This window comes from Stenotrophomonas sp. EMP41 (assembly GCF_047495535.1).
Lineage (GTDB): Bacteria > Pseudomonadota > Gammaproteobacteria > Xanthomonadales > Xanthomonadaceae > Stenotrophomonas > Stenotrophomonas sepilia.
The window spans coordinates 4,188,661-4,207,117 of the sequence record NZ_CP179923.1 but is presented as its reverse complement, the minus strand read 5'-3'; the positions used below and the strand labels follow the sequence as shown (position 1 = coordinate 4,207,117).

Annotated in this window: 23 protein-coding genes and 1 pseudogene; 14 read left to right on the top strand and 10 right to left on the bottom strand. The window is 67.0% G+C overall.

Annotation, left to right across the window (positions count from 1 at the left end; all coding sequences use genetic code 11):
* Positions 1 to 5: 5 nt before the first annotated feature.
* A complete protein-coding gene (locus ACMGRF_RS19220; RefSeq protein ID WP_049416584.1) occupies positions 6 to 581 on the bottom strand; it encodes an Ax21 family protein in 576 nt (191 codons plus the stop codon).
* Between the two features lie 161 nt (positions 582 to 742).
* Here ACMGRF_RS19220 and ACMGRF_RS19215 point away from each other — a divergent pair, with 161 nt between their 5' ends.
* The 4 genes from ACMGRF_RS19215 to ACMGRF_RS19200 all read left to right on the top strand — a co-directional run bounded on the left by ACMGRF_RS19215 (position 743) and on the right by ACMGRF_RS19200 (position 3,598).
* Entirely contained in the window at positions 743 to 1,738 is a 996-nt protein-coding gene (locus ACMGRF_RS19215; protein ID WP_049416582.1) for a DUF2268 domain-containing putative Zn-dependent protease, read from the top strand.
* Between the two features lie 212 nt (positions 1,739 to 1,950).
* Positions 1,951 to 2,223 (top strand): hypothetical protein, encoded by a 273-nt coding sequence (locus ACMGRF_RS19210; RefSeq protein ID WP_005420910.1) that lies wholly within the window; start codon positions 1,951 to 1,953, stop codon positions 2,221 to 2,223.
* A gap of 156 nt (positions 2,224 to 2,379) precedes the next feature.
* Complete coding sequence (locus ACMGRF_RS19205; protein ID WP_049416581.1) at positions 2,380 to 3,066, top strand: L,D-transpeptidase; 687 nt, start codon at positions 2,380 to 2,382, stop codon at positions 3,064 to 3,066.
* A gap of 199 nt (positions 3,067 to 3,265) precedes the next feature.
* On the top strand, positions 3,266 to 3,598 hold the full coding sequence (locus tag ACMGRF_RS19200) for a hypothetical protein (RefSeq protein ID WP_238378540.1): 333 nt from the start codon (positions 3,266 to 3,268) through the stop codon (positions 3,596 to 3,598).
* A 28-nt stretch (positions 3,599 to 3,626) separates the two neighbouring features.
* Here ACMGRF_RS19200 and arsH read toward each other — a convergent pair whose 3' ends face one another.
* Complete coding sequence (gene arsH, locus ACMGRF_RS19195) at positions 3,627 to 4,355, bottom strand: arsenical resistance protein ArsH (RefSeq protein WP_049416579.1); 729 nt, start codon at positions 4,353 to 4,355, stop codon at positions 3,627 to 3,629.
* 17 nt (positions 4,356 to 4,372) lie between these two features.
* Here arsH and ACMGRF_RS19190 point away from each other — a divergent pair, with 17 nt between their 5' ends.
* The 5 genes and pseudogenes from ACMGRF_RS19190 (at position 4,373) to ACMGRF_RS19170 (ending at position 7,570) form a co-directional block, all read left to right on the top strand.
* Complete coding sequence (locus tag ACMGRF_RS19190; protein WP_049416577.1) at positions 4,373 to 4,702, top strand: ArsR/SmtB family transcription factor; 330 nt, start codon at positions 4,373 to 4,375, stop codon at positions 4,700 to 4,702.
* Position 4,703: 1 nt separating this feature from the next.
* Positions 4,704 to 5,075, top strand: a pseudogene (locus ACMGRF_RS19185) (GNAT family N-acetyltransferase); the annotation flags it as partial.
* A gap of 84 nt (positions 5,076 to 5,159) precedes the next feature.
* A complete protein-coding gene (locus ACMGRF_RS19180) occupies positions 5,160 to 5,663 on the top strand; it encodes an arsenate reductase ArsC (RefSeq protein WP_049416626.1) in 504 nt (167 codons plus the stop codon).
* 13 nt (positions 5,664 to 5,676) lie between these two features.
* The gene (arsB, locus tag ACMGRF_RS19175; protein ID WP_414485487.1) at positions 5,677 to 6,708 is read left to right on the top strand and encodes an ACR3 family arsenite efflux transporter; all 1,032 of its coding nucleotides are present in this window, start codon (positions 5,677 to 5,679) and stop codon (positions 6,706 to 6,708) included.
* A gap of 487 nt (positions 6,709 to 7,195) precedes the next feature.
* Entirely contained in the window at positions 7,196 to 7,570 is a 375-nt protein-coding gene (locus ACMGRF_RS19170; RefSeq protein ID WP_049439243.1) for a hypothetical protein, read from the top strand.
* 13 nt (positions 7,571 to 7,583) lie between these two features.
* Here ACMGRF_RS19170 and ACMGRF_RS19165 read toward each other — a convergent pair whose 3' ends face one another.
* Positions 7,584 to 8,258, bottom strand: a complete 675-nt coding sequence (locus tag ACMGRF_RS19165; RefSeq protein WP_049439240.1) for an Ivy family c-type lysozyme inhibitor — start codon at positions 8,256 to 8,258, stop codon at positions 7,584 to 7,586.
* A 118-nt stretch (positions 8,259 to 8,376) separates the two neighbouring features.
* Between ACMGRF_RS19165 and ACMGRF_RS19160 the strand changes: the two genes are divergently transcribed.
* Positions 8,377 to 8,853, top strand: coding sequence for a YybH family protein (locus tag ACMGRF_RS19160; protein WP_414485486.1), 477 nt, complete (start codon positions 8,377 to 8,379; stop codon positions 8,851 to 8,853).
* A 144-nt stretch (positions 8,854 to 8,997) separates the two neighbouring features.
* Here ACMGRF_RS19160 and ACMGRF_RS19155 read toward each other — a convergent pair whose 3' ends face one another.
* From ACMGRF_RS19155 to ACMGRF_RS19135, 5 genes are all read right to left on the bottom strand, one after another.
* Positions 8,998 to 10,023: an NAD(P)H-dependent glycerol-3-phosphate dehydrogenase gene (locus ACMGRF_RS19155; RefSeq protein ID WP_049439236.1), complete on the bottom strand. Its 1,026-nt coding sequence runs from the start codon at positions 10,021 to 10,023 to the stop codon at positions 8,998 to 9,000.
* Between the two features lie 20 nt (positions 10,024 to 10,043).
* On the bottom strand, positions 10,044 to 10,562 hold the full coding sequence (gene secB / locus ACMGRF_RS19150; RefSeq protein ID WP_005407596.1) for a protein-export chaperone SecB: 519 nt from the start codon (positions 10,560 to 10,562) through the stop codon (positions 10,044 to 10,046).
* Between the two features lie 100 nt (positions 10,563 to 10,662).
* Complete coding sequence (locus tag ACMGRF_RS19145; RefSeq protein ID WP_049416566.1) at positions 10,663 to 11,100, bottom strand: rhodanese-like domain-containing protein; 438 nt, start codon at positions 11,098 to 11,100, stop codon at positions 10,663 to 10,665.
* A 57-nt stretch (positions 11,101 to 11,157) separates the two neighbouring features.
* Positions 11,158 to 11,583 (bottom strand): hypothetical protein, encoded by a 426-nt coding sequence (locus tag ACMGRF_RS19140; RefSeq protein WP_049416565.1) that lies wholly within the window; start codon positions 11,581 to 11,583, stop codon positions 11,158 to 11,160.
* A 32-nt stretch (positions 11,584 to 11,615) separates the two neighbouring features.
* On the bottom strand, positions 11,616 to 12,083 hold the full coding sequence (locus ACMGRF_RS19135; protein ID WP_049439234.1) for a YiiD C-terminal domain-containing protein: 468 nt from the start codon (positions 12,081 to 12,083) through the stop codon (positions 11,616 to 11,618).
* Positions 12,084 to 12,118: 35 nt separating this feature from the next.
* Between ACMGRF_RS19135 and ACMGRF_RS19130 the strand changes: the two genes are divergently transcribed.
* The 3 genes from ACMGRF_RS19130 (at position 12,119) to ACMGRF_RS19120 (ending at position 15,313) form a co-directional block, all read left to right on the top strand.
* A complete protein-coding gene (locus ACMGRF_RS19130) occupies positions 12,119 to 12,928 on the top strand; it encodes a uroporphyrinogen-III synthase (protein ID WP_414485485.1) in 810 nt (269 codons plus the stop codon).
* 105 nt (positions 12,929 to 13,033) lie between these two features.
* On the top strand, positions 13,034 to 14,011 hold the full coding sequence (locus ACMGRF_RS19125; protein ID WP_414485484.1) for a uroporphyrinogen-III C-methyltransferase: 978 nt from the start codon (positions 13,034 to 13,036) through the stop codon (positions 14,009 to 14,011).
* 6 nt (positions 14,012 to 14,017) lie between these two features.
* Complete coding sequence (locus ACMGRF_RS19120) at positions 14,018 to 15,313, top strand: heme biosynthesis HemY N-terminal domain-containing protein (RefSeq protein ID WP_099488158.1); 1,296 nt, start codon at positions 14,018 to 14,020, stop codon at positions 15,311 to 15,313.
* Between the two features lie 108 nt (positions 15,314 to 15,421).
* On the opposite strand, the gene ACMGRF_RS19115 is transcribed toward ACMGRF_RS19120, so the two are convergent.
* Positions 15,422 to 16,717, bottom strand: coding sequence for an acetyl-CoA C-acetyltransferase (locus ACMGRF_RS19115; protein ID WP_005420942.1), 1,296 nt, complete (start codon positions 16,715 to 16,717; stop codon positions 15,422 to 15,424).
* Positions 16,718 to 16,810: 93 nt separating this feature from the next.
* Between ACMGRF_RS19115 and ACMGRF_RS19110 the strand changes: the two genes are divergently transcribed.
* Positions 16,811 to 17,698, top strand: coding sequence for a hypothetical protein (locus ACMGRF_RS19110; protein WP_049439230.1), 888 nt, complete (start codon positions 16,811 to 16,813; stop codon positions 17,696 to 17,698).
* Positions 17,699 to 17,818: 120 nt separating this feature from the next.
* Here the strand turns inward: ACMGRF_RS19110 and ACMGRF_RS19105 are convergent, their stop codons facing one another.
* Complete coding sequence (locus ACMGRF_RS19105; RefSeq protein ID WP_100479066.1) at positions 17,819 to 18,445, bottom strand: superoxide dismutase family protein; 627 nt, start codon at positions 18,443 to 18,445, stop codon at positions 17,819 to 17,821.
* Positions 18,446 to 18,457: the final 12 nt, after the last annotated feature.

The following is an 18,457-nucleotide window of genomic DNA, read 5'->3' as shown; positions in this document are numbered from 1 at the left end:
GTTTGTTACCAGGTGAAGCGCGGGCCCACGAACCACTCGCGGTCGCCGGCCTTGGCCAGCTTCACTTCGCCACTCAGGCCCCAGTTCTGGTTGAACTTGGCGGTGGCGCCGACGCGGCCGTAGAACTCGCCGTCCGGGTTGATGCCGTGCTTCTTGGCGTAGTCCTCGTAGCCGGCCATAACGTAGCCTTCCACGTACGGGTTGAACGCGGTGCGCACGCCGACCTCGGTCGAGTAGCCGTTGAAGTCCAGGCCGTGCTTCATGTCGAACTTCTGGTACGCGACGCGGGCCACCAGGTCGGTGTTCGGTGCGATACCGTAGTTGTAGCCGGCACCGATGCGCCACTGGTCGACGTCATTCTTGAACGTGTCGGTCTCCTGCGCGCTGTAGTCGCCGAAGATGTGGAAGTTCGGGTGCACCGCCACGGAACCCTTCACCTTCCAGCCGTCGGCGTCGCCGCCCTTGGCATCGGTGTTCACGTAGCCGCCTTCAACGTAGTTGTACGACAGGCCATCGGTTGCCGATGCAGCGAACGGCAGAGCAGCCAGAAGGCCCAGGGCGAGCAGCGAATTCTTGTTCATCGGGACACACCTTTAATTATTTTGGTTTCGTCGGCCGCCTCCCGGGAGGGGGAGAGAGAGGAGGCGGTCGACAGGTGTGAATTATCCGTTAGGGGGTCTAATCGGCCCTGAATATTGAACTGACTGGTGTATAAATAAGGCTGGCGTTCAGGGAATTCCTCATGCCGCACGTAGCCATCCCGTCACTGCTGTTTCCGCTGCATGCCCGACGCACAGCGCGGGCGTTGCTGCTCTTCGCCCTGCCGATGATGCTGCAGGTAGCCAACGCAGCCGAGCGAACCCGCCCTTCCGGGCGCATCGTGATTCAGACCGACGATGTCACGCGCTTCTTCAACGTGCTGGATGCAAGCGGAGGCAAGCCTAGTGCCGACGATCTGCAGCGTGGCTATCTGCATGCGGGTACGGATGCACTACGCAGCTTCACTGACAGCCGTATCGGCTCGATGGATCGTCTTGCAGATGCGATCCAGCACAAACCTGCGCTGTTTGCCAAAGCACGTACCTGTGCGACGGCGCTGCCGGAGATCCGCGAGCGGGTTGCCAAGGCGCTCGATCGGTTGGGCACCCTGCTTCCCTCCGCACGTTTTCCGCCGGTCACCGTGCTGGTGGGTCGGGGCAACAGCGGCGGTGTCACCACGCCCGACGGCGTGGTGATCGGACTGGAGGCGCTGTGCAACGCCGACTGGATGCAGGCCGATGTGAGCGACCGTTTCGTGCACCTGATCGCCCATGAGTATGTACACATCCAGCAGCCGGGCGCAGCCGCGGACGTTGCGCAACCGACCCTGCTCTATCAGACGCTGCTGGAAGGAGGCGCCGAGTACGTGACCGAGCTGATCTCCGGGCAACCGGCCAACGCGCATCTGCGTCGTTGGACGCAGGGCCGCGAATGCGCTCTGGAACGCCAGTTCGCGCGGGACAGCGCCGGTACTGATCTGTCGCAATGGCTCTACAACGGAGCGGGCGACGAAACGCGCCGCGGCGATCTTGGCTACTGGATCGGCTACCGCATTGCCGCTGACTACGTTGCCCGCGCCGATGACAAAGCCGGTGCCGTCGCCACGCTGCTGGAGGTGCGCCCGGAAAGTGCGCCGGCATTGTTCGCCGCAAGTGAATGGCGCCCGGCGTGTGGGCCAGTGGAAAACGGCCAGGAATGAGGCCGTCTTCAGGCTGATGAATTGGGCGATTCGAGCAACCGCAAGGCCGTCGCCTCTGTGCACATCAGCTCGCCTGATCTCACTCGTTAAGCTTCGCTGACGAACATATTTCACAACCCTTCCACGTCTTCCAACTTCAGCTGAAAGCGCTTGTCAGCGTGGGGAACAAACGCCGCTATATTCCAGCTTCCCCAGACGAAGGAGGGAGTGCAATGAACCTGAACCCGCAACACATGAAGACGGCCCGCGCACTTGCTGTAGCGCTCATCGCCACCGTGAGCCTTGGCGCTTGTGCCACCTACAAGGACGAGTTCGCAACCATCAACTCGCGCCTCGATCAGCTCGATGTAAAGGTGCAGGGCGCTGCACAGAGTGCCGAGTCCGCCAACCAGTCGGCACAGCAGGCCAATCAGCGCCTGGACCAGATCGAAGGCCGCGTGCAGCAGCTTGAAAGGGCTCCCGTCGGACGCAAGCCGCGCGGCTGATCGTTCCCTCACCGTTTGAATTGATCCACCTCTGTATCGGGAACCAGTGGCCCTCACCGGCCACTGGCGTCCTTCCACCAAGATTGCATTGCCAGGAGCCGTCCCATTCGTATCTCCTCCTCCCCTGCACGCCGCGCCCTCCATGCCGCACTGGCCATGGCACTGGCCGTTGCATGCAGCGGCGTAGCCAACGCCAGGGACAAGGACGCACCCGCACCACCGTCGGCCGCCGTTGATGAACTTCCGCCCGACCAGAGCGTCTCCGAAACGGTGATCGAGCTGGCCGGCTGGGTGGTCGCCAGCAAGGACAACCAGGGTTATCCGTTCGCGATCATGGACAAGGCTGCCGCGCAGGTCCTGGTCTTCGGTGGCGACGGCAAGCTGCGCGGCGCCGCACCAGCGCTGTTCGGTTCGGCCATCGGCGATCATTCCGCACCCGGCGTCGCCAAGCTTGCCCTGAGCGCGATTCCCGGCCACGACCGCACCACGCCTGCGGGCCGCTTCATTGGTGCCTATGGCCCCTCCGACGATGCCGGGCGCGTGCTGTGGGTGGACTACGATTCCGCCGTGTCGATGCATCCGCTGCCGCCGGGCAGCCCGAAGGAAAAGCGTGCCGAACGACTGGCAACGCCGACGCCGGACGACAATCGCGTCACCCACGGCTGCATCAACGTCTCGCCGGCGTTCTACGAGCAGATTGTGCACTCCACGTTCGAGAAGGGCGGCGTGTTCTACATCCTGCCGGACAAGGATTCGATCGCGAAGACGTTCCCGGCGTTCGCGCAGAGCCGTGCCGCCGCGGATGGCGACGAAAAGAAGACCGCACAGCACGCTGGCGAGTAGTGCGTTTGTGCGTCCGCTCTGGGCGTTGTGGGCACATGCCTGGGCCATGCCCGGCCGCCGGGGCGGCTGCGATGCACAGTCCGCTCGTGGAAAGCCGCCTGCCTATGAGACCGGGTGCCCCCCGAGGCGCGGCGCGCTGGCATACTGCGCCCGTTGATGATCCTGCGAGGCAATGCCTGCCTCGTCCAAGAGGCCGCCGGTGGACCCACTCTTCCAGTTTCTGCTGAGCACGATGGGTGGCGTATTCGTCTTCCTGTTCTTCGTGGCGCGCGAGTACCTGCGTGGCCTGGGATGGCTGCTCGGTTCCTGGGATCCGAACATGGGGCACGCGACCGAAGATGAGCTCATTTCGAAGGCCAATCGCAGCGCCTTGCTGATTGCGGCGGTGCTTCTGGCGTGGGCCTTCATGGGCCCTTCTCCCTACCGCCGCAACTGGGAAATCGAAGTAATGGGCATCGGCACCGGCATGTTGCTGGCTTATGTGGTGATCATCCGCCTTGCAGCTTCAAGGGTGAAGAGGCTGCTTGGGTGAGCGTGCCTCACATCGGCACCAATGAGGATCAGGAAGCCGTAGCCTCTGCAGCCCGCGCCAATGCCGCGGCGTGCGCGTCGCCCTTCCGCTCGCTGTAGCGGTCTACCAGGTAGTCCGACCGGCCCCGCGTCAGCAGCGTGAACTTCACCAGCTCTTCCATCACATCCACCACCCGATCGTAGTACGGCGAGGGTTTCATCCGGCCGTCGTCATCGAATTCCTGCCAGGCCTTGGCCACCGACGACTGGTTGGGGATGGTCAGCATGCGCATCCAGCGGCCGAGCACGCGCAACGTGTTGACCGTATTGAACGACTGCGAGCCGCCACTCACCTGCATCACCGCCAGCGTCCTGCCCTGCGTGGGCCGCACGCTGCCATCTTCCAGCGGCAACCAATCGATCTGGTTCTTGAACACGCCGGTGACCGTGCCATGCCGCTCGGGGCTGACCCAGACCTGCCCTTCCGACCACTGCGACCAGGCGCGCAGCCGCTGCACTTCGGGATGACTCGAATCCACGCTGTCCAGCATCGGCAGCGCATGCGGATCGAACACCCGGGTTTCGCACCCCAGGTGGCGCAGCAGCCGCTCGGCTTCCAGCACCAGCTTGCGGCTGAACGACTGGGGCCGCAGCGAGCCGTAGAGCAGGAGAATGCGTGGCGGCCCCAGATCTGCCGCGGCGAGCTGGTGATGATCGGGCTGGGGCAATGACGATTCCGCCAGGTTGGGCAGGTCCGGGCTTGTGATTGGCGAATTCATTCGACTATTCTAGAAATATGGAAACGTCGAATGCAATCACCGCCCTGACCGCCCTCGGCCATGCCACCCGCCTGGCCGCCTTCCGCCTGCTGGTGGAGGCGGGCCCGGCAGGGCGCATGGCGGGCGACATCGCCACGGCCCTGCAGGTGCCTCCAGCCACGCTCAGCTTCCACCTGAAGGAGCTGGTGCAGGCCGGGCTGGTGGAGAGCGAAAGCCAAGGTCGCCACGTCTGCTACCGCGCCAACTTCGATGCGATGAACGGCTTGATCCAGTACCTGACGCACAACTGCTGCGCGGGCTCCCCGGATGCGCGGTGCGCGGTGAGCGAACCGGCATGCAGGTGCTGAGATGAAACCCGACCCGGTGATTCGTGCAGGCACGCGCGACGACGTGTGCTCCATCCGCGACCTTCTGCAGCAGGCGCAGTTGCCCGTGGCCGATCTGGAAAGCAGCGAGGTGGCGTTTCTCGTCGCAGACCTCGACGGCGTTCCGGTGGGTGCCGTTGGATTGCAGATCTTCGGCGCGTCGGCCCTGCTTCGCTCCCTGGTGGTGTCCGATGACCGACGCAATACCGGCCTTGGGCGCGCGTTGCTGTCAGCGGCCGAGGACATGGCCCGCCGCATGCAGGTCTGGGAACTGGTGTTGCTGACAACGTCGGCAGGCCCGTGGTTCGCGCGGCACGGCTATGCCGGATGCGATCGCGCGCAGATAGCCGAGGCGATCCGCAGCTCTGCCGAGTTCACTTGTCTCTGCCCGGCCAGCGCGCTGTGCATGTCCAAGCCACTCACTGACCACGGAAGCCACATGACCCGCAATGTCCTGTTCCTCTGCACCGGCAACAGCGCGCGCAGCGTGCTGGCTGAAGCCACCCTGCGCGCCTGGGGCGGCGATCGCTTCAGGGCTTTCAGTGCGGGCAGCCAGCCCACTGGCCAGATCAATCCCTTCGCGCTCGCCCAGTTGCACGCCGAAGGAATGCCCATTGAGAGTCTGCGCAGCAAGTCGTGGGATGAGTTCGTGGATGCAGCCCCGATGGACCTGGTGATCACCGTGTGTGACGCGGCCGCTGCCGAAGCCTGCCCTGTGGTGTTCGGTGACTTCATCCGCAGCCACTGGGGCCTGCCCGATCCGGCCGCCGTGGAAGGCACCGGTGCCGACAAGGCCGCAGCCTTCGCACTGGCCCATGCCATCGTGAAAACCCGCCTGCGTGCGCTGCTCGCACTGCCCGAATCGGTGTGGTCCGAACGCGAAGCGCTGCAGCACGCGCTGGACCGGATCGGCCAGCTGCTGCCGACCGACGGCGCGCAGTGACGGTGCCACTGCCATGAGTCTGTTCGAGCGCCACCTGACGCTGTGGGTTGTGCTGTGCATTGCGATGGGCACGCTGCTGGGCCACGTCCTGCCTGGTGCTTTCGCGGCGCTGGCCTCCGCCGAAGTGGCCAAGGTCAACCTGCCGGTTGCCGCGCTGATCTGGCTGATGATCATCCCGATGCTGCTGAAGGTCGACTTCACTGCGATGCGCCAGTTGCAGCAGCACTGGAAGGGTATCGGGGTGACGCTGTTCATCAACTGGGCCGTGAAGCCGTTCTCGATGGCGCTGCTGGGCTGGCTGTTCCTGCGCCATGCTTTCGCCGTCTGGTTGCCCGCAGCACAGATCGACAGCTACATCGCCGGGCTGATCCTGCTGGCAGCCGCGCCCTGCACCGCCATGGTGTTCGTGTGGAGCAACCTGTGCCGTGGCGATGCGAATTTCACCCTGAGCCAGGTGGCGTTGAACGACGCGATCATGGTGGTCGCTTACGCACCGGTGGTTGCACTGCTGCTCGGCCTGTCGGCGATCACCGTGCCGTGGGACACCCTGCTGTTGTCGGTTGGCCTCTACATCGTGGTGCCGGTGCTGGTGGCCGCGTTGCTGCGGCCCTGGATCCTTTCGCGTGGCGGCGAGGCGAGGCTGCAGCGTGCGCTTCGACGGCTGGGCCCGCTGTCGCTGTCCGCCCTGCTGCTGACGCTGGTGCTGCTGTTCGGGTTCCAGGGCCAGCAGATCGTGAAGCAACCGCTGGTGATCGCGCTGATCGCCGTGCCGATCCTGATCCAGGTCTATTTCACTTCGGGCCTGGCCTACCTGCTCAACCGCCGCCTGGGCGTGGCACATTGCGTGGCGGGCCCGTCAGCACTGATTGGCGCCAGCAACTTCTTCGAACTGGCGGTGGCGACTGCGGTGGGACTGTTCGGCGTGCATTCGGGTGCTGCGCTGGCGACGGTGGTGGGCGTGCTGATCGAGGTGCCGGTCATGCTGTCTGTGGTGCGGATCGTGAATCGTACTCAGGCTTGGTACGAAAGACCCGGAGAGCGCTGACAGCCAGAGTGGGCGAGTTCGATCTACGTTCTTCGCTCCGCACTGTCGTCATCGGCTTGATGAGGTACCCACATCCCTTGTCATCAAGTTCGAACCATGTCGCATATTCCCCATGCTGCTACGGACGTTGCGGCACCTGCGTCCGCGACGGCTTAACAGCATGCAAGAATGCTGAAAGCGTCTTCGATCAAACGCTGTTTGCAACTTGTCTGATTGGCGTTTCGCAGCGACAGCGGTACAGATGGCGGGCCACCGGAAGATGGGTGGCCGGGCCTCGAAAACCCGTGGCAATGCGTACGTTGTATGCGCCTGCCCGTCGGCGTCACCTAGTGTGGCGCCGGCGGGCAATTCGTCTGCCGACTATGGCGGGCGGAGCGTGGAGGCCTTGTGCCTGCCGGCCTTGTACGCACTGTCCCGGTTTTCGAGCCACGTCTCCGCCCGCCACCTTTGCGTGGCGGCTGCCGTCTGTCCTGCACGGAGCACTGCCATGACATCACCGGACTTCCCCCGCCTGCATCCGCATCGCACATCCGCCACTGACGGTGAGCCATCAGAGCACGCGCCTGCGACCGATCCGAATGCCTTCATCGCCACGCTTCGCCGCATCGGCAAAGGCGCGGCCGCCGATGGCCAACCCTGGCCGGAGCGTCACCAGATGCCGGGCCGTTGCATGGCGCTGGCCGATGCGGACTGTGCGCTGGCCGGCCAACGCGTGACGCTGGAGCTGCTGCTGGCGGCCGAGCGCGTGCGTCAGAACGGCACGGAGGCCGAGTACGTGGGCGACCGGGTGATGGAAGGGCTGATCCTGGCGTGCCTGACCATGAACGCACAGGCCAGCGCGCGCATGCAGCCGGAAGGATGACGCGGGCGCCACATCACTCGCAGAGTGCGCTGTCTTCCTTCAACGCGGCATCCTGCAGTGGCTGGCGTTGTTCGATCTGCGCACGCTGTTCCGCCGTCGGCTCACCCAGCCACCACACACGACAACGCGCGGTCAGACGGCCGACCATCTTCGCCTCCGTCGGCGAATACAGCATCGCCAAGGCGGTGCCGGGGCAGTCGTGGGCCTGGCAGGCGGTATAGAACCACCACGGCTCGCCCTGCAGCACCACCAGCTCGCCAGGTCCGCTGGGCCCGCTCAACAGGCGTTCGCGCAGCGTGGGAATCTCCTTGTCGCTGGATTCGGCTGCCGCGGTGTCCTTCATCAGCGCGTTGAAGGCGGCCAGCACCTTCGGGTCCTTGCGGCCGCAGTCGTCCACGGTGTTACCGCCCACCAGGGTGAAGAAATGCGTCGCCAGCGGATTGTCCGCGCAGGTGAGTTCGCCGCCGGCGCCCGGGTCTTCCGGCTCGCCTTCGTTGTCCCACACTGCGGGGTCCACACCGTCTTCGACGGACGGTTCCTTTTCGACCACCGTCGCCGCGGTGGCCGGTGCTTCGGTGGTCGGCGCTGGCGCCACAGCAGGTGCAGTCTCGCCAGTGTTCTCCGGTGCCTGTCCGCAGGCTGCCAGCAGCGCGGCCATCATCGCCATCCCTGTGATTCGCATCTTCATTCCGTGTCCTTGTCTGATCTGCGCCGCGTCCACCGAATCGGCGGCCGCGTGATTCTAAACAGCGGCGCGGCGCTAGGATGCGTCTGAAGCCTTCCCATCATCGCCAGGGCCTGGACGCATGCGCCGCACACGACTCGCCATGATCTTCTGCGGTGCCCTGCTGATGGCATCGCCGGCAATTGCCCACGATGCAGAAAGCGCGAAGCCTGCACAACCTCTCCCGGATGCAGCCCTGCCCGCGCCGCTGGACCGTGTACTGCGCGACTACGAGCAGGCGTGGCGCACGGGTGATGCCAGGGCACTGGCTGCGCTGTTCGCCGAGGATGGCTTTGTGCTGCAGAGCAACCAGCCGCCGGTGCGCGGCCGCAGTGCGATCGAGGCCGCGTATGACGGCCAGGGCAGCAGTCCGTTGCGGCTGCGTGCCTTGGCGTATTCGATGGAGGGCAACACGGGCTGCATCATTGGTGCGTACGGCTACGGCAACACCGTGGGCGATACCGGCAAGTTCACGCTCACGTTGAGGCGCGCGGGTGATGGGCCGTGGCTGATCTTTTCGGACATGGACAACACCAGCGCGCCGCCACGGGCGCGGTGATGGATTCCGCCGGGCATGGCCCGGCGTTACCGGGCGCCAACCAAGGTTGGCAGCTACCAGAAGCAGGCTCCGTCGTAGATCCACGCCATGTGTGGATGGCACGCGCACAAAAAAAAACCCGGCACGTGGCCGGGGTTTTTCGATTCACTTGAACAGCGTGTCCGGATACTCCGGTTTCTGTTCCCGCGCCAGCAGTGCGCGCAGGCCTTCTTCCGGGGTCTGCTCGCCATGCAGCACGGCACGCACACCGTCGGAGATCGGCAGGTCGATGCCATGACGGCGCGCCTGTCGCATCACTTCATCGGCGGTCTGCACCGACTCGACCACCTGGCCGATTTCGCGCACCGCATCCTGCAGCGTCTGGCCGCGGCCCAGGGCCAGGCCCAGGCGGCGGTTGCGCGACAGGTCGCCGGTACAGGTCAGCACCAGATCGCCCAGGCCGGCCAGGCCCATCAACGTTTCCGGCTTGGCGCCGATCGCAGCGGCCAGGCGCAGCATCTCGTTGAGGCCACGGGTGATCAGGCCGGCACGGGCGTTGAGGCCCAGCTGCATGCCATCGGCCACGCCGGTGGCCACGGCCAGCACGTTCTTCATCGCGCCGCCCAGCTCGGCACCGACCATGTCGTCGCCGGTGTAGGCGCGGAACGCCGGGCCATGCATCGCCTCGGCCACCGTCTGCGCGAACTCGGGTATGTCGCCGTGCACGGTGATCGCGGTCGGCAGGCCCTGGGTGACTTCCTTGGCGAACGACGGCCCGGTGACAACGGCCAGCGGCACATCCTCACCCAGCACTTCGCGCGCCACTTCATGCAGGAAACGGCCCGAACCGGGTTCGAAGCCCTTGGTGGCCCAGGCCACGCCGGCACCGGCCGGCCGCAGCGGCGCCAACGCACGCACGGTCTCGCCGAACGCGTGCGACGGCGTCACCACCAGGATCCAGGCCGCGCCCTGCACCGCCGACGCCAGGTCGGTGGTAGCCCGCAGGCTGTCCGGCAGCGGGATGCCCGGCAGGTAACGCGGGTTCTCGTGGCGCTGGTCGATGGCGTCGACCACGGCAGCATCGCGCCCCCACAGCACGGTCGGGTGACCGTGCCGTGCGAGCAGGCTGGCCAGCGCGGTTCCCCAGGAGCCGGCGCCCAGCACGGCGATCTTGTCAGCGGGAGTGCTCATCCGTGACGTCGCGGCAGGAATCAGGCGTTGCCGGCCGGCTCGGAGTCAGCCAGCGACGGTGCGTCGCCCTGCTCCTGGCGCTGGCGCAGGGTTTCTGCGTACAGGCCTTCGAAGTTGATCGGCTGCAGGAAGAACGGCGGGAAGCCGCCGGCCTGGATCAGGTCGCTGATCAGCTGGCGCACGTACGGGAACAGGATGTTCGGGCACTGGGTGCCGAGCAGCACGTCGATCGACTGCGGGTCCAGGCCGACCAGGCCGAACACGCCGGCCTGCTTCACTTCGGCCACGTAGGCGGTGCGCTCACCGGCCTGGCAGGTCAGGGTCACGGCCAGCACGACTTCGAAGGCGTTCTCACCCAGGCGCTGCACCTGCTGGTTCAGGTTCAGCTGCAGCTCCGGCTGCACCTGGTCATTGAAGATGGTCGGCGCGTTCGGCGACTCGAAGGAGACGTCCTTGACGTAGATCTTCTCGACGGTGAAAGCGGGGCCGGTAGCGGCATCGACCGGCGCAGCGGCGCCGTTGGTGATCTCTTCGGACATTTCCAGTAACTCCAGGTGAATGCAATGAAAACGATGGTCGAACTACTGCGATGGGGGCGGGACCAGGCCCAGACAAGGCCGGATCCGCCACCTGCGACAATCAGTTGCGGCCCTTGACCAGCGGCAGTTCGGCCTGCTGCCAGGCGGGAATGCCGCCATCGAGCACGTAGACCTTTTCGAAGCCGGCCTTCTTCAGCGCCTTGGCGGCGGTTTCCGAAGCGTTGCCGCTGCGGCACACCAGCACCACCGGCGACTGCTTGGCATTGGCCACCAGCTTGTTTTCCGGGCCGAAGGCACTGGCCTGGGCATTGCGGCTGCCGGCAATGTGGCCCTTTTCGAAGTCACCGCTGGCCGACAGGTCGACCACCACCGTGCCGCCCGCGTTGATCAGCTGGGTCAGTTCGGCGGGCTTGATGCCCTTGAAGCCCCGGAACAGGCGGCGGATCTCGGTGACGATGATGGCCACGGTCAGGCCGACCAGGGCCGCGGACAGCATCGGGTTTCGGCCTGCAAAGGCCAGCAACTCTTCGTAATTCACTCAGGTCACGGGTCGATTAAGCGGGCACCGATTGTCGCACAAGCCGGACGCGGCCCGTCACTGCCCCTTCCACAGGTCCGGCAGGCCGGCGGTCTGCCACCAGCGCTTGGCCTCCGGGTCCCAGCGCCAGCGCTCGACCACGACCACGGTGCGCTCGGCCTGGGTGTTCTGGTTGATCACCCCGATCTCAACCCGGCGCTCGACCAGGCCACCGTCCAGCGAGGCGCTGCTGCGCTCGCGATAGGACGACACGCGCAGCTGCGCGTAACGGTTGAGCTCGAACTCGGTGGGCGGCTTTTCCTTGCGCAGCTTGGGGTCGAGATAGCCGATGGCATCGTCCATGCTGCCCCAGCGGATGGTCGCGCCGTAGGCGATCTGGGTCTCTTCCAGCAACTTGCGCTGCTTGCGGCTGAGGTCGTCGGCCGAGGCCACGGTGCTGACCAGCAGCAGGGAACAGATCAGGAACTGGATGAGGCGGCGCATCGGTGGTTTCCCCAGGACGTCAGCCTGCCATCCTACCCTTTGGCGAAGGCAACAAAGCGACCGCTGAACTCGGCGGCAGGCCGGCCATCGGCGCCGGGCTGGGTGGCGATGATGCTGATGCGGGCCTTGCGGCGCTGCCGGAAGGTGTTCAGGAAGGCGTCCCAGCCGGTGGCCTCGGCCGCTTCGGCGTGGGCGTGCAGGTCTTCGTAGACCGGGGCCAGGTAGCGCAGGTTGCTGTCGGCCACGTAGACCTCGGCATCGTGGCCGGCCAGGCGCAGGCGCAGGCTGACCAAGGCCCAGCCGGACAGGGTCAGCACCGAGGCCAGGCTGCCGCCGAAGGCGTTGCCCTTGTCGTTGACGTTGGCAGCGAGCGGCGCGGTGATGCGCAGCACGCCATCGGCATAGCCATCCAGGCGGATCTGCATGGCGCGCACTGCCGGCATGCAGTCCAGCACGTCCTGCAGGGCGGCCAACGAGGAAGTCAGGGCATCAACGGACATCGGAGCAGCGACCACGACAACGAAGGGCCCGCATAATGCAGGCAATGGTCGACCATACGATACCCACTGGCGCCACCCGTTCCGGCGCGCGCTGGACCCTGATCTCGCTGCGCCCGCGGGGCCAGAACGTGGCGCTGCGCCGCGCCGTTGCCGGGCTGGGCGGGAATGTCCTGGCCCTGGCGCCCTGGCGCCTGCAGCGCCTGCATGGCACGGCTGTGGTGCGCCAGCTGCAACGCGCGCTGAACTGCGACCGGGTGGTGTTCACCAGCCCGGCCGCTGTCGCCGCAGCGGCATCGCTGCTGCCGTTGGCCGAAGCGCAGTGCAGCCCGTGGCTGACCGTGGGCGACGGCACTGCGCGTGCCCTGCAGGCACTGGGCGTCGACGAGGTGCATGCGCCGCAGCGGATGGACAGCGAGGGGCTGCTGGCGATGCCGGTGCTGGCCGACGTACGCGGCCTGCGCATCGGCCTGGTGACCGCCCCCGGCGGGCGAGGCCTGATCGCTGCGCAGCTGCACGCAGCCGGCGCCACGATCGAACGGGCCGACGTCTACCAGCGTCGCCTGCTGCGACTGCCCCCGCGAACGCTGGCTCGATTGGCGCATTCAGCGCAGCCGTGGGTGCTGGCCGTGAGCAGTGGCGAAGCGCTGCAGCATTTCTGGCAACAGCTTCCGCCGGCCGGGCAGCAGCGCCTGCGGGCGTCTGCCCGCGTGGTGGTTGCCAGTGACCGCCTCGGCGAACAGGCGCAGGCGCTCGGCCTGCAGCGCATCACACGCAGCGCCGGCCCCACCGCTGCGCAGCTGGCGGCCGCTGCACACGCGACGCTCACCGTCCCGGCAGCGACCTGAACAGGGACGTGGATCACGCTTGCCGCTGCCGTCGGCAACGGTGATGCTGTGCACAACGCAGCCTGCCGGCACCCCGACCGGCGACGTTGCCGACAAGGAAGCCCGATGAACGATACTCCGCCCGCAACCCCACCCCATCGACCCGTGCGCTGGCTGCTGCCGCTGGCCGCCGTGGTCGTGCTCGGCGCGGGCGGTTATGCCGGCTGGTACGTCTGGCAGCAGCAACAGCGCGAACAGCAAGCGCAGGCACAGACCACGGCCGTACAGCTGAAGGGCCTGGAGGCCACGCTGGATGCGCTGCGCCGTGACCAGCGTGCGACCAGCCAGCGCCTGCAGGACGCGGCGACCACCAACCGCGTGCTGCGCGACGAGATGCTGGGGCTCTCGCAGCGCAGCGCTTTGCTGGAAGAGAACCTGGCCAAGCTGGCCGACAGCGCCAACCAGGGTCGCCAGGCGGTGCAGCGCGACGAGGCCGAGCTGCTGCTGACCCAGGCCGCACAGCGCCTGAACTACGCCGACGACGTGGACGGCGCACGCCGCCTGTATGCACAGGCCGCCACCGCGCTGGCCGAACTGCCCGACACTGAGGGACTGAACCTGCGCCAGGCGCTGGTGCAGGAGCGCGAGGCACTGGATGCGCTCGGCAGCGGCCCGCGCGTGCAGTCGCTGCAGCGCCTGGATGCTGTGGCCCGGGCGCTGCAGGGCCTGCCCTCGCAGATCACCGGCACGACCGGCAGCAGCACCGCCAAGCCCTGGTGGCAGGCCACGCTGGCACCGTTCGTGGACATCACCCCGAGCCGCCAGAACGGCCCACTGACTGCCGCCGAACAGCGCAACGCCGACGATGCGCTGCAGCTGGAACTGACCTTGGCGCGCGCCGCGATCGAGCGCGGCGACCGCGCGGGCCGCAACACCGCATTGGACCGCGTGGAACAGTGGGCACAGCAGCGCTGGCCGGATTCACCGGCCCTGCGCGCACAACGTGCTGAACTGAAGGCCCTGCGTGAACTTCCGCTGCAGGCCAGCGACGCTGTTCTTGGCAGCACCCTGCAGCAACTGCGCACCCAGACCGACCGGAGGTAAGCCCGCATGAAACCCCTGCAATCCCTGGTCGTGCTGTTGCTGGCCGTGGCCATCGGCGTAGTCGCCGCGCAATGGCTCGGCGCCGATGACCTTAACCGCTTCGGCGAGGTGACCCTGCGCTACGGCGGCTACGACTATCACAGCAACCTGCCGAAGGTAGCGCTGCTGGCGGTGATCACGGTGCTGGTGCTGTGGTTGCTGTGGAGCCTGATCGCTGCACCGTTCCGTGCCTGGGGCCGCTACCGCCGCAAGCAGGGCCGGGTGCGCCTGATCGACGGCCTGCAGGCCTACGAGCATGGCCAGTGGCAGCGCGCGGAAAAACTGCTGGACGGCGCCGCCAGGGACCCGGAAGTGAGCGCGGTGGCACTGGCCACCGCCGTGCGCAGCGCGCAGGCACGGGCCGACGGCCCCGCCGGAGAGGCGCTGCTGCAGCGCCTGGGCGAAAGTGACGCCACCCTGCAGGCGCTGCTGCGCGCCGAACAGCTGCTGGCGCGCGATCTGCCAGTCGATGCGATCAACGCGCTGGACGTAGCGGCGATCCAGCCGCTGCCGCCACGCGGCCTGTGGCTGCGTACGGAAGCGCTGGCACAGGCCGGCCGCGCCCACGAAGCGTATGGCCAGCTGGGTGCGCTGCGCCAGAGCAAGGTGCTGCCGGCCGACGCGAACAGCGAACTGGAAGCACGACTGGCCGCACAGGCGCTGCTGGAAGCGGCCGACGTCAACGCACTGGCCGCGCAATGGGAAGCCACGCCGAAGGCGCTGCGCCCGACCCCGGACGTGGTGGGCGCCTATGCCAGCCGCGCCGTGGCGCTGGACTGGGACGAGCCTGCGCTGCTGGCGCTGGAACAGGCCCTGGACCAGCGCTGGGATGACGAACTGGTGGCGCTGTATGGCCGCCTGCCGGCCGAGCGCCTGGCCACCCGCCAGGCCAACCTCGCTCGCTGGCGCAACGTACATGACGGCTCGGCCGCGCTGCGCCTGGCGCAGGGCCGCGTGGCCCTGGCCCAGCAGCAGTGGGAGGCCGCCGATGCGTTCCTGCACGAGGCCATCGCCGCGGGTGCCGGTGCACCAGCGTGGGAAGCGCTGGGTGAACTGTTCGCCCAGCGTGGCGAACACGCGCTGGCCGCACAGTGCCTGGCCAATGCCCTGCGCCTGCAGCGTGGCGAGGACAGCGTGGCGCTGGTGCGCGGCAGCGAAGCGCCGCTGCGTGCCACGGTGGAAGAGCAGCCGATCGCGGTGCAGCCGCCAGTGTATGACGCCAACGAAGAGCGCGACGAATTCGGCAATCCGCGGTTGCCGTGAAGCGTGCCGACCAACGGTCGGCACCCACCGATGCAAAAAAAAACGCCGCCCATTGGGCGGCGTTTTCGTACCAGCGCTGCCGGCCAGCGGCCGGCACTACCGTGATGCTCAGCGTTCGACGATCGCCACCACGCCCATGCCGCCGGCGGTGCAGATCGACACCAGTGCGCGGCCACCGCCGCGTTCGGCCAGCTGCTTGGCTGCCGTGGCGATCACGCGGGCGCCGGTAGCAGCGAACGGATGGCCAGTGGCCAGCGACGAGCCCAGCAGGTTGATCTTGTCCGGGTCGATGCGGCCCAGCGGCGCGTCCAGGCCCAGGCGGTTGCGGCAGTAATCCTCGCTCTCCCACGCACGCAGGGTGCACAACACCTGCGCGGCAAAGGCTTCGTGGATCTCGTAGATGTCGAAGTCCTGCAGGGTCAGGCCGTTGCGCTTGAGCATTTCCGGCACCGCGATGGTCGGTGCCATCAGCAGGCCTTCGCCATGCACGAAGTCCACCGCGGCCACGTGCGCGTCACGCAGGTAAGCCTGGGGTTCATGGCCATGCGCGCGTGCCCACTCTTCGCTGGCCAGCAGTACTGCAGCGGCACCGTCGGTCAGCGGGGTGGAGTTGGCGGCGGTGAGCGTGCCACGCCCGGAAACCTTGTCGAACGCCGGCTTCAGCGTCGCCAGCTTTTCCAGCGAGGTATCCGGGCGCAGGATGTTGTCACGCTCGACGCCACGGAACGGTGCGATCAGGTCGTTGAAGAAGCCACGCTCGTAGGCGGCGGCCAGCTTCTTGTGCGACGACACCGCCCACTCGTCCTGCGAGTCGCGCGAGATGTTCCACTCCTTGGCCATGTCCTCGCAGTGGTCGCCCATGCTCTTGCCGGTGCGCGGCTCGGCCACGCCCGGGAACTCGGGCTTGAGCTCGGAGAACTTGAAGCCAGCGGTGAGCGCGCGGATCTTGTCGCCGGTGCTCTTGGCGCGGTTGGCCGCCAGCAGGCGTGCACGCAGCTTCTTGCCGTAAACGATCGGCACGTCGGAGGTGGTGTCCGAACCGCCACCGATGCCCGATTCGATCTGCCCCAGTGCGATCTTGTTGGCAACGGTGATGATGCTGTCCAGCGAGGTGCCGCAGGCACGCTGCAGGGTGATGCCCGGGGTCAGCGGCGACAGGCCGGACGACAGCGTCGCTTCGCGGCCCAGGTTCCAGTCGCTGGAATGCTTGATCACCGCGCCCATCGCCACTTCACCCAGTTGCTGGCCATGCAGGCCGAACCGTTCGACCAGCGCGCCCAGCGTACGGACCGACATGCCGAGGTTGCCGACATCCGAATACGCGGTGTTCTGGCGGCAGAACGGAATGCGGACGCCACCGAGGATGGCGACGGGACGAGCGTTGGGCATGGAGATACCTGGCATGGATGAGGGTGTCTGCAACATGGCCTGCACGACGGAGCAGGCATAATGGAGCCAAGTGTAGCTGCCGCCCTGTGATGGGCCAACCGTGGAACCATGAGCAAACCCGACCCCGCGATGAATGCCCTTGGCGTGCTGGCCCTGGAACTGGCCGGCGGCGAAATCCCCCGCCAGGCGGTGCTCAGCGCTGAACAGGCCGGTGAACTGGCCGAACGCGTCGGCCGTGACCTGGCCAAGCTGGTGCCGCAGGTCGCCGAGCTGGACCTGGTGTTCGCCGCCGCGCATTTCGACCCGGCCGAAGTGCTGCGTCCGGGCTGGCCGATCCATCGCCGCCTGGAAGAGCTGCAGATGCGTGCCCCGGGCCGCAACCAGGGCCCGCGCCTGCTGGCCTTCGGTACCGATGCCGAGGGTGACGTGCCACTGCCGTTCCAGGCCGATGCCACGCTGGTGGGCGGTGGCCTGCGCGTGGTGCCGTTCCTGCTGACCGGCAGCGATGTAGCCACCACCAACGCGGTCGCCGATGCGCTGGAAGAAACCTTGCTGGCCAACGGCATGGCGCATGCCGACACCGCGCTGATGGCGCAGAACACCTTCGGTGCCCGCATCGAGCACGCGCGCTATTTCACCGTGAACGACCTGGCCGCGATGATGTCGATGCAGTACGACAACCAGGGCCTGGCCGCACTGTGGCCGCTGATCGAGACCGCGATCATGGCGCCGGGCGAGGACGAGTGGCTCAATGCCGCGCCCGAGCCGCTGCTGCGCTATACGCATGGCGAAGCACGCATGGCGCTGTTCGACCCGGCCGGGTGGTGCGCGCACTACAGCCACAGCAAGAACGACTGCGATCGCCTGCAGGGCATCTACGAGCAGTTCCTGATGCGCCAGCGACAGATGGCTGCGGTGCTGGAAGCACACGGCGTGCCGGTACTGTTCGTGCACTGCGAGGCCGGGCAGGACGCGCGCGAACTGCTGGCGCGCTGATCCGGGTGATCTGTGGGTAGTGCCGGCCGCTGGCCGGCACCTCCGGATCTGTGATTGCCGGCCAGCGGCCGGCACTACCCATCAGGAAAAACGCCGGCTTGCGCCGGCGTTCTTTGTTTCTTACGGGGCCTTCTGGATCACCGCACAGGCCAGGCGCGCGCCGGCGTTGCCGGTTGGCTGGGTCTTGTAGTCGTCCGCATCGGCGTGGACGATCAGGCCACGGCCGATGATGTCGAAGTCATCACCCTTGCCGATGTTGACGTTGCTCGACACCGGGCCGTCGATGGTGGCCACGCCCTTGTCGTCGGCCTTGATGTTTGGCATGTCGCCGCCGTGGTGCGGATCGGTGGCGACGTTGCCGTGATCCTGCTTGCCCGGGTTGAAGTGGCCGCCGGCGCTCATGCCGTCCGGCGCGCTGCAGTCGCCCTTCTCGTGAATGTGGAAGCCATGTTCGCTGCCTGGCTTCAGGCCGGTGATCTGGCCGGTCACGTGGACCTTGCCATCAACCACCTTGAAGGTGACGCTGCCCTTGGTCTCGTTGCCCTGGGTCGGTACCAGCTCGGCCGTTGCCGAAGCATCGGCCGCCGGTGCCGCAGCCGGTTCAGGAGTTGCAGCCGGCTCGGTGGTGGCGCCGTCAGCCGGCGCGGCCGGCGGAGTTTCAGTCTGCGGCGCGGCGGGCTGCTGGTTACAGGCCGCCAGGCCCAGCGCGGCGATGGCCGCAAACAGCGAAGTGTGGATCAGACGCATTGGAATCTCTCC